This window comes from uncultured Thiocystis sp., assembly GCF_903866365.1.
Taxonomy (GTDB): Bacteria; Pseudomonadota; Gammaproteobacteria; order Chromatiales; family Chromatiaceae; genus Chromatium.
In genome coordinates, this window is record NZ_CAIPNF010000434.1 from 1 (window position 1) to 8,532 (window position 8,532).

Here is an 8,532-nt window from a genome sequence, read left to right on the forward strand (position 1 = left end):
GGACTGCTCGAACAGTCGGGACAGATAAGGGCCGGTGAGGGTGTACGGCAGCCGCTCGGTATCGGCCCAGGGCAGTTCGGTCGGCTTGGCGCGAGCGGCCTGGATGCGGTTGCTCCGGTCGGTCGGGTGCTCGACAAAAAGCGCGCGCTCGCCCATCGAAAGCTGTTCGTCGCGCTGTTCGTCGTCGATGTCGTGGACCCTGGCCCCGCGCAAGGGATGCCGATAGAGCAGATACAGATAGATGAGCACCGCGAGTGCGTGCAGATCGGTCTCGCGGCGCGGCAGCTTGCGGTTGGGGTCGTCTTTCGGGAGATGGGCGGTGGCAACCACCTCGGGGGCGATGAAGTCCGGCGTGCCGACCACATCCGGCGGATATTTACCGGGAACCACCAGACCGTCGACATCGATGACGCAAGCAAGCCCCTGGGAGGGATCGACCAGGACGTTCTTGTACGACAGATCGGAATGCGCGAGTCCGGCCATGTGCAAGCGACGCACGGCACGCGCGAGCAGCAGACAGACCTTCAGATGGTTGAGCCAGTCGCCCAGCTCGCGCGGGTCGACGAAGCGGTTGCGCAGATTGGCCGCCGCGAACCACTTGCCCTCCTTCTCCTTCCCCTTGATGCCGAGCATGTCGTTGTTTTTCGAGCCATGCTCGAAAAAGAAATGCCCCGGATAGGTCGGTGCCACCAGTCCCAGCCGACCCTCGCGTTCGAGCACCGCCGTTGGCCAGCAGAAGAGATTTTGCCAATAATCGCCGCCAATCTGGTGGAAGATGCTCTCCCGGTATTTGCCGGCGATCATCTGGAGACGCTCTTTGGCTTGATTGTCCTGTGGGGTCTTGTAGAAGGCGACGACATAGGACCGGTCGGGCGAAAAGTGCACCTCCTTCATCGCACCCGATCCGATGACCTCGTCGACGAATTGGATCGTCTGGCCGTCGAGCGTTTCACAGGTGACAATCTTTGCCATCGGTGGCTCCTTGATCGGGGTTGGCGCTCACGCAGGCGCCCGGACACGGAGACAGAGCGCTGGCATCGGGCTCACCAGAGCAGCGCGAGCGTGCGGTCGTCATGATGTCCCGGCGAGAAAAAATGCAGCCAGTCGACCAGGCTTCGGTCGGGCTCGGGCGAGGCCAGCAGCGGTGCGATGTCGTCCCAGAGTCCGTCCCATTTCGCCGGATCGTTCAAGCCATTATCGGTCTCGAAACGCGGATCGGAGACGCCGTCGGTCATCAGCATGACGGCGGTCAGGTCGGCATAACGGCCAATGCCGATACGCCTGGCGAACGCCTGATCGGCGAGCGCGGCGCGATCCAGAAAGCGCGTCTGACCGGCGAACTCGCCGCCGTCGGGCGTGCCCATCAGACGGACCTTGCCGCGCGGCCCATAGGCCGCGATGGCGCCATCGCCCATCCAGAAGGTCGCCAGAAAGGTCTCGCTGTCCTGCCGCTTGACCGCCGCGGCGAGCAGGGTCGTCGCATAATCCCGAACCTCGGCGCCCGCGCTCCGTGCCTCCTGCTCGATGGACTGCACGGCGAGCGTGCCCGCCTTGTGGAATAGAGAATGGAACTCGGCGCCCATGGCCTGCGCGACGCCCTCGGGATCGGCCTCCCAACCGTGCAGGGCGGCGTTCATCCTGGCGCTCATCTCGCCCGCCAGCGCTTCCGACAGTTGCGCGCCGGCGCTTGCAACGGCCAGCCGGGCGCCTTCGCGGGAGTATCGCGCGCTACCGGCCCCGTCCGCGACCAGGATTAGGGACCATTGCGTCTGTGCATCATGGCCGATGAAAAAATCGTCGTCGCGGAAGGTTCCCGCGTGCTCGTGCGAGCGTCCGCGCCGACTGGCGGCGGCGATGCGAAACCCGCGACCGGTCAGCAGGCGGCGATCCGCATGAGGCTTGAGGTAAAGCGAACCGTCCGGCGGCTCGATCACCTTCCAGAGGCTCTTGGGATCGGGGTTGACGATCAGCAGACACTCGCCCGAATAGCGCGTTTTCTCGTCCAGGGACCAGCTCAACGGGAGTCGGTGGTCGCCGTCCAACGCGGGGATTCCGCGCAGTTCGCCGCTGTCCGGGTCGAAGGACAGACCCAGACCCTCGGGCATCCGGACATCCCGAATACGCACCGGCCGACCTTCCGCATCCCGTCCCTCGATGCGCGCGGCATAGTCGACGCCCACCTTACCATTGGGCAGTTGGAAGCTGGCCCTGGGCTCCCGATGCTTGGCGGGCGCTGTGCTGGCCGGTGAAACCTGTCCGGGCCTGCCCTGCGCGGATCCGGACGTCGGCGTGTCGGGCGGGCGCGGAAGGGGCATAACTGACGTCTCCTCGATGTTCGCATCCGCCGCCGGCGTCAACTCATCGTCGGCGCCGGACTCCTGGCGCTTGGAAACAGGCGTTTCGGACAGATCCGGGAGCACCATCGGCGTCGCAATCTCCTTGGCTTGCCGATCCTGAGCGCAGGGTTTGAGCGGCCTTCCCGGACAGCGCCGGTTCCAAATCCTCGTCAGCGCGTCAAGAAAGCGAAAGGTCTCCTCGAAAACCTCGTCGCACTGGACAAACTCATCCAACGCAATCGGCGCAATATCGCTCCGGTCAAAGAACGGACGATCATTGGGTCCGAACAGCCCCCAGAGCAGATTCTCGATCTCCGGCGCCAGTATTTGACGCTGCTCGGGCGTTGGCTTGCGGGCGGCGGATGTCATCGCGCCGTCATCCTCTGCCGCGCCCAACGTCAAACCCGTCATCCTCGTTCGCCGGGCGGGGACGGAAAGTCACCTGCTTTTCGCACCAGGGACAGGTCGCCTCTTCGGGACCATTGATGCACAGAAGTTTCCCGCATCCGCAGACCGCGAAGGCGGTGGCGTTGCCGCAGTGCGGACAGCCCGGTGCGCCGATCAGATCGGAGGTATTGACCTTCAGGTCGACGGCGCGAGCATCCGACCAAGCGAAATAGTCCTCATCGAGCGGATAGCAGCCCGCGAGCCGGTACATCGGCATCTCGAACTTGAAGTCGAGCGTGGCGACATCCTGTAGCTCGCGCTCATATTTGATGAGGTAGGGCTTGCGGGTCTTTTGACAGCGGCCGACCAGGGTCACGCAGGCCGCATCGGCGAGGGCTGGCGGAGGTTCCTTGACGATCTTCATGAAACGCTCGTCCAGATCCGGCAGGGCCTGGCTGTCGAGCCCCTCGCCCAGGCTCTTGCTCTGGGCGACGACGGAGGCGCTGATCCAGTTGACGAATCGGCTGAAATCGCCCTCCCGCGTCTCCTCGAATAGGATGACATTCTCGGTCAGGCGCTTCAGCACCGAAAAATCGGCATCCTTGCCGATCCCGACCGCGATCAGGGAGGCGCTCCTGGCGTAGCGCGAATTCCAACGCGCAATGGCTGGACCAGGATCGTCGGTCGGATGACCGTCGGTGAAGAGATAGACCAGCGGCTTCCAATCGCCCTTTTGGTCAGGGGTGGTCTTGACTACCGAGCGGTCGATCTCCGCCATCAGCGCATCGAGCGCGGCCCCGAGACTGGTTCCGCCGCCCAGCGGGAGCTTCGGCGGATAGAAGGAAAACACCTCGATCAGCGGGACGATGGTGTTGGCGACGCCCGCGAAGGCGATCACCGAGAGATGGACGGTCTCAAGCGCGTGCGGATCGGCGCGCAGCGCGCGGACAACGGCCTGAAAGCCGTCTTCCATCTGTCGGAGATCGTCGCCCACCATGGATTCCGAGCAGTCCAGGACGAAGAACACGGGAAGCCTGCGCATGCGTTGCTCCTTTGCGGTGCCATCGGTTGGCGTTCAGTTCGATCACAGCACAAGTTGCACCTCGGGCGGCGGCGGCGGCAGCGTCACCTGATCCGACACGCCCGCGCTGCTCGATCCGGCGGCAACGCTCGCCGACACCCATTTGAAAAAGCCCGAGAAGGTCGCTGCATCCATGGTGTCGAGCAGGACAACCCGGTCGGTCAGTTCGCGCAGTGCCTCCTGCTTGACCTTGGGACCGGCGGCGCAGGCGACGATCGAGCCGAAATTGCGCTTCTTCACCTCGGGGATGGCCTGCCGAAAGGCATGGAGATCCGAGGGGCTGCCGTCGGTCATGAGAAACAGCAGCGGACGCCAGTCGCCCTTGGCGTCGGCAGTGCTCTTTTTCACGTCGCGGTCGACGCACTGGATCAGCAGTTCCAGCGCCGCGCCCATAAAGGTCGCGCCGGACGCGGGCGCCGGGATCTCGTCGAGCTTGACATCGGCCAGCGGAGTCAGCGGCAGCGATTCGCGCGCCTGGATGTCAAAGGTGATGATGGAGAGATGGACGCTCTCCAGCGCGTAGGGATCCTGCCGCAGCGCGCTCAACATCGCCTGCAAGCCGACATTGACCGAGTGGATCGGCTCGCCGCGCATCGATCCGGAGGTATCGAGCAGGATGTACACTGGAAGTCTTCTGATGCTCATGTTGGCGTGCCCGGAGAGCAGTTGGCAGTTGGCAGTTGGCAGTTGGCAGTTGGCAGTTGGCAGTTGGCAGTTGGCAGTAACATGATGATAGCTAATGGTTTTTCTTCTTGTCCTTTGCGTTTTTTCGGTTCGACTGCCGCGCTCGGGTTCACTGACGACTAGACATATTGCTTGAGCCACTTAGCGAACGTGTCGGACTCCGATGGCGTGCCGATCCTCGTTGATATCCCAGCCGAGACCGATGGTCACGCGCGAGAGGTCGTGTTCGCTCTTCCTGAGGTTGACGCCCTGGCTTTTTTTTCAGCGAAATGCCCATTGGGATCCCCTCACAGAACCACGTTCACTTCGGGCGCGGCGGGAGATCGTCGAGCCCCGTGACCTTCTTGCGTCCCTGATCGACCTTCTGACTGCCGGTGGAGACGGACGCGGAGACCCAATAAACCGCGCCCAGCGCGGTAGGCGATGTTTTTGGATTGGAACAACCTCGGCAGCCTCTGTGACGGTCGGAGCGGGCGCGGTTTAAGCAATTAAAAAATAGAAATTGTAAACCGCGTCCCCGCCAAGGAACGTGGATGCGCCAAACCTCGAACTCACTCGAAACTCTCAGTGCCTCGCTCTGGACGCGGTTTAAAACTTGAATGCCGGTGAGAACCCCGGTTTCATGGCCTATGCGCGATCCTTGGCGTCCTCGTCCTTCGGGCCGGGGAACATCAGCGAGACGACGACGCCGATGCCGAGGGTGCCAAGAATGATCATGAGGCTGACTCCGGGAGAAATGTGTATCCCCGTATCGCCGATGGCATGGTTCCAGGATTGCAGCGTCATCTTGGTGGCGATGAAGAAGAGCAGCGCGATGACGGCTTTTTCCAGATAGACCAGATAACGGGTCAGGGCCGCCAGCACGAAATAGAGACTGCGCAGACCCAGGATCGCGAAGATCATGGCCGCGTAGACCAGCAGGGGTTCCTGCGTCACCGAGATGACCGCCGGCACGGAGTCGAATGAGAAGGCCAGGTCCGAGGTCTCGATGGCGGCCAGACAGAGGAAAGCCGGTGTCGCATAGAGCGCGCCACTGCGGGTGACCTGTTTCGCGGTCTCGCCATTGACGAAGATCTCCTGGTGCCGGACGAAAAAGCGGTCGAAATGCAGCTTGGTGTAGATCGGCATCATCCGGCCGGTCAGACGCACGCTCCAGTGATCAGAATAATCCTCGATCTCGCCCCCGCCGCCGCCGCTCTTAAGCATCTGCACGCCGCTCCAGGCGACCAGCGCGGCAAAGACGAAACCGACCCAGGGGCTCGCCATGAAGAGACTGGTACCGATCAGCACGAAAATCGCGCGGAAGACCAGCGCGCCAAGAATGCCCCAGTAGAGGATGCGATGCTGCAGCACGGATTTGATGCCGAAAGAGGCGAAGATGGCCATGAAGACCATCAGGTTATCCACCGAGAGACTCTTTTCGAGAAAATAGCCGGCCAGGTACAGATCCGCCCATTCCTTACTGAAACGCCCCCACAGATAGCCATAGAAACTCAGCGCGAGAGCGATCCAGAAGACGGACCACTTGGCCGCATCGGCGACGCTGATCTCGGTCGCTTTCTTGTGCGCGAACAGATCCAGATAAATCGACACCCCGACCACGGCCAAAAAGATGACGATGGTTTCGACGGGAAACCCGAAATGCTCCATACAGTGCTCCTGAGATTGAGCTTTAAATTTGAGAAAACGAGCGCCGAGGGCGCGGGCCGATGAGTGTCTCAATAAAGCGGAGCGGCCACAATCGTTCAGGGCCTCCGGGCGAGCGCCTGATCGAAAATCGCTTCCAGTCCGGGGTGCGTCCCGCGTAACTGTTCGATCACCTCGGCGGACCAATCGAAATACTCCTGGCGGCGCGCCAGATCCCAACCGTTCGGCGGATGGTCCGCCACATCGAGCAGGTTGCAGATCTTGTCGGCGAGTTTGATCAGCCGCGCCCCTTCGCTGGCGCCCGCGGCGTGCAGCACCTGCTGGCGTTTCCGCTCGGCCTTGGGCAATGCCTTGTCGTCCGTGACCTCCAGCACCAGATCGCGGATCGCCGGGCCAAACCGCTCCGCGAGCTCCTCGGGCGTGGTCTCGGTGTCTTCCACCGTGTCATGGAGCAGGGCCGCGCCGAGCACGAGCGGATCCTGGATGCCCGCCTCCACGGAGAGCACGCGCATGAGCGCGATGGGGTGATTGATATAGGGCGAGGCATCCCGGTCCTTGCGACGTTGATCCCGATGTTTGTGCGCGGCAAAGCTCAGGGCGTCGACCACAAGCGCAAAGTCTGTTTGATTCATCGCTCCTCCGCCGGATGTCGGTTCAGCGCCCGGAGGCAAAAAGTTCGCGACACAAGAACCGCCGCTCCTGATCGAAAGCGTCGGCAAAGACCTCCGCGAAGTCGTCGCGCAGGGTCTGCTGGCGCTCCAGCAGATGTCCGATCAAGGCACCCATGGCCAGCAGGGTTGCAGTCTCCGCGCGCCCCTCGTCGCGCATCCGTTGCGCGAGTTCGGACAGATGGCCAACCTGGACCACGAGATCCTGAAACCCGCCGAGATGATCGAGCAGGGTCTTGAGCAGATCGATCAGACACCGAATGTCGTGGTCGGGATAGAGCGTCTGGAAAAACTCCATCAGATACCGCAGTTTCTTGCAGCTCTTGCGCAGTTCGTGCAGATCTTCGGGCGGGGAATCCGCCCGCAGCGCCCGACCCTCCCGGCGCACCCGCTTGACGAGTCGCCAGATACGCGCGTCGGCAAGCTCCTTGACGGGGCGCCTACCATTGGCGGTGCCGGATACCTCGGGGACCGGCGCGTCCAGAAAGGCTTGCCAGTCCTCGACCAGCCGGGCGAACGCATCGGCGTCGAGCGCGGCCAGCAATCGACCATGTTCGCCCTCCTGGAGTGTCAGGAGATAGGCGCGCAGCGGCTCCAGTGAAGGCCGCAGGGATGCGGGCAGACTCTGTTCATAGCCGTCGAACTGCAGCAGATGCACATCCAGATCGCGCAGCGGATTAGTTACCTGCTGGAGCCAGGCAAAACGGGATTGGTACAGTTCCACCAGCTCGTCCGGGAAGACTCCTTTGATCTGCGTCAGCGCTGAGCGGGTCCGCCGCGTGGCGACGCGCAGATCGTGCAGACACTCGGGATCCTGGTTCGCCCGCACCCCATCGAGATTCGCGAGCAGGGTGTCGAATTGTCTCTTCAGGATCCCCTTGGCGACGACATCCGCCCGCTGGGTCGGATCGAGCGATGGGTCGGGCGCGCTGGATTTAGTCATTTGCCGGTCCCTCTGTCTGGTTGATCTCAGTGGCCACGCGCGCCTGGCGGAGCGTGGAAGGATCCCTTACTTCGCTGGAAGTATGATGGATCGACGCCGTCTGGCAAACCTCACGCGGCGCGAGCGGTCGAAACCGTCATCCGATTGAGCTAAGGTCATGCACTGACCGCTCACACCCAACCCGGAGAGACCGACTCATGAACAAACTCGCGCAACTCAAGGGCATGACCACCGTGGTCGCGGACACCGGCGATTTCGAGGCCATCGTCGACTATCAGCCCCAGGACGCCACGACGAATCCCTCGCTACTCTACAAAGCGGCCCAGATGCCACAGTATCGCGACCTGATGCAGGAAGCTGCGCTGTTCGGTCAGGAGCGGGGCGGCGGCGACCGTCTCGCCCAGACGCGCTGGACCATGGACAAACTGGCCGTCAACTTCGGCGCCGAGATCCTCAAGATCGTGCCGGGTCGGGTCTCCACCGAGATCGACGCGCGGCTCTCCTTCGACACGGAGGCCACCCTGCGCCGCGCCGAGGGGCTGGTGGCGCTCTATCAGGACGCGGGCATCGATCCGAGCCGCCAGGTGCTGTTCAAGATCGCCGCCACCTGGGAGGGCATCCGCGCCGCCGGGATTCTGGAACGCCAGGGCATTCACTGCAACCTGACCCTTCTATTCGGCTTCGCCCAGGCCGTCGCCTGCGCCGACGCCGGCGTGACGTTGATCTCGCCCTTCGTCGGGCGGATCCTCGATTGGTATAAAAAAGCGGAAAACGTCGCTGGCTACC

Annotated in this window: 7 protein-coding genes and 1 pseudogene; 1 reads left to right on the top strand and 7 read right to left on the bottom strand. The window is 62.8% G+C overall.

Annotated elements, in window-relative coordinates; all coding sequences use genetic code 11:
* The 7 genes and pseudogenes from QZY07_RS23595 to QZY07_RS23625 all read right to left on the bottom strand — a co-directional run.
* A pseudogene (locus QZY07_RS23595) lies at positions 1-972 on the bottom strand (kinase); the annotation flags it as partial.
* A 71-nt stretch (positions 973-1,043) separates the two neighbouring features.
* Positions 1,044-2,705, bottom strand: a complete 1,662-nt coding sequence (locus QZY07_RS23600) for a protein phosphatase 2C domain-containing protein (protein WP_295408224.1) — start codon at positions 2,703-2,705, stop codon at positions 1,044-1,046.
* Positions 2,706-2,712: 7 nt separating this feature from the next.
* Positions 2,713-3,765, bottom strand: coding sequence for a TerY-C metal binding domain-containing protein (locus QZY07_RS23605; protein ID WP_295408226.1), 1,053 nt, complete (start codon positions 3,763-3,765; stop codon positions 2,713-2,715).
* 42 nt (positions 3,766-3,807) lie between these two features.
* Entirely contained in the window at positions 3,808-4,449 is a 642-nt protein-coding gene (locus QZY07_RS23610; protein ID WP_295408228.1) for a VWA domain-containing protein, read from the bottom strand.
* A gap of 666 nt (positions 4,450-5,115) precedes the next feature.
* Positions 5,116-6,138: a TerC/Alx family metal homeostasis membrane protein gene (locus QZY07_RS23615; RefSeq protein ID WP_295408230.1), complete on the bottom strand. Its 1,023-nt coding sequence runs from the start codon at positions 6,136-6,138 to the stop codon at positions 5,116-5,118.
* A 95-nt stretch (positions 6,139-6,233) separates the two neighbouring features.
* Complete coding sequence (locus tag QZY07_RS23620) at positions 6,234-6,767, bottom strand: HD domain-containing protein (RefSeq protein ID WP_295408232.1); 534 nt, start codon at positions 6,765-6,767, stop codon at positions 6,234-6,236.
* Between the two features lie 22 nt (positions 6,768-6,789).
* Complete coding sequence (locus QZY07_RS23625; protein ID WP_295408234.1) at positions 6,790-7,746, bottom strand: CHAD domain-containing protein; 957 nt, start codon at positions 7,744-7,746, stop codon at positions 6,790-6,792.
* 197 nt (positions 7,747-7,943) lie between these two features.
* On the opposite strand from QZY07_RS23625, the gene QZY07_RS23630 reads away from it, so the two are divergent.
* Positions 7,944-8,532 (top strand): transaldolase family protein (locus QZY07_RS23630; RefSeq protein WP_295408236.1); only part of this gene is annotated, 589 nt, incomplete at its 3' end.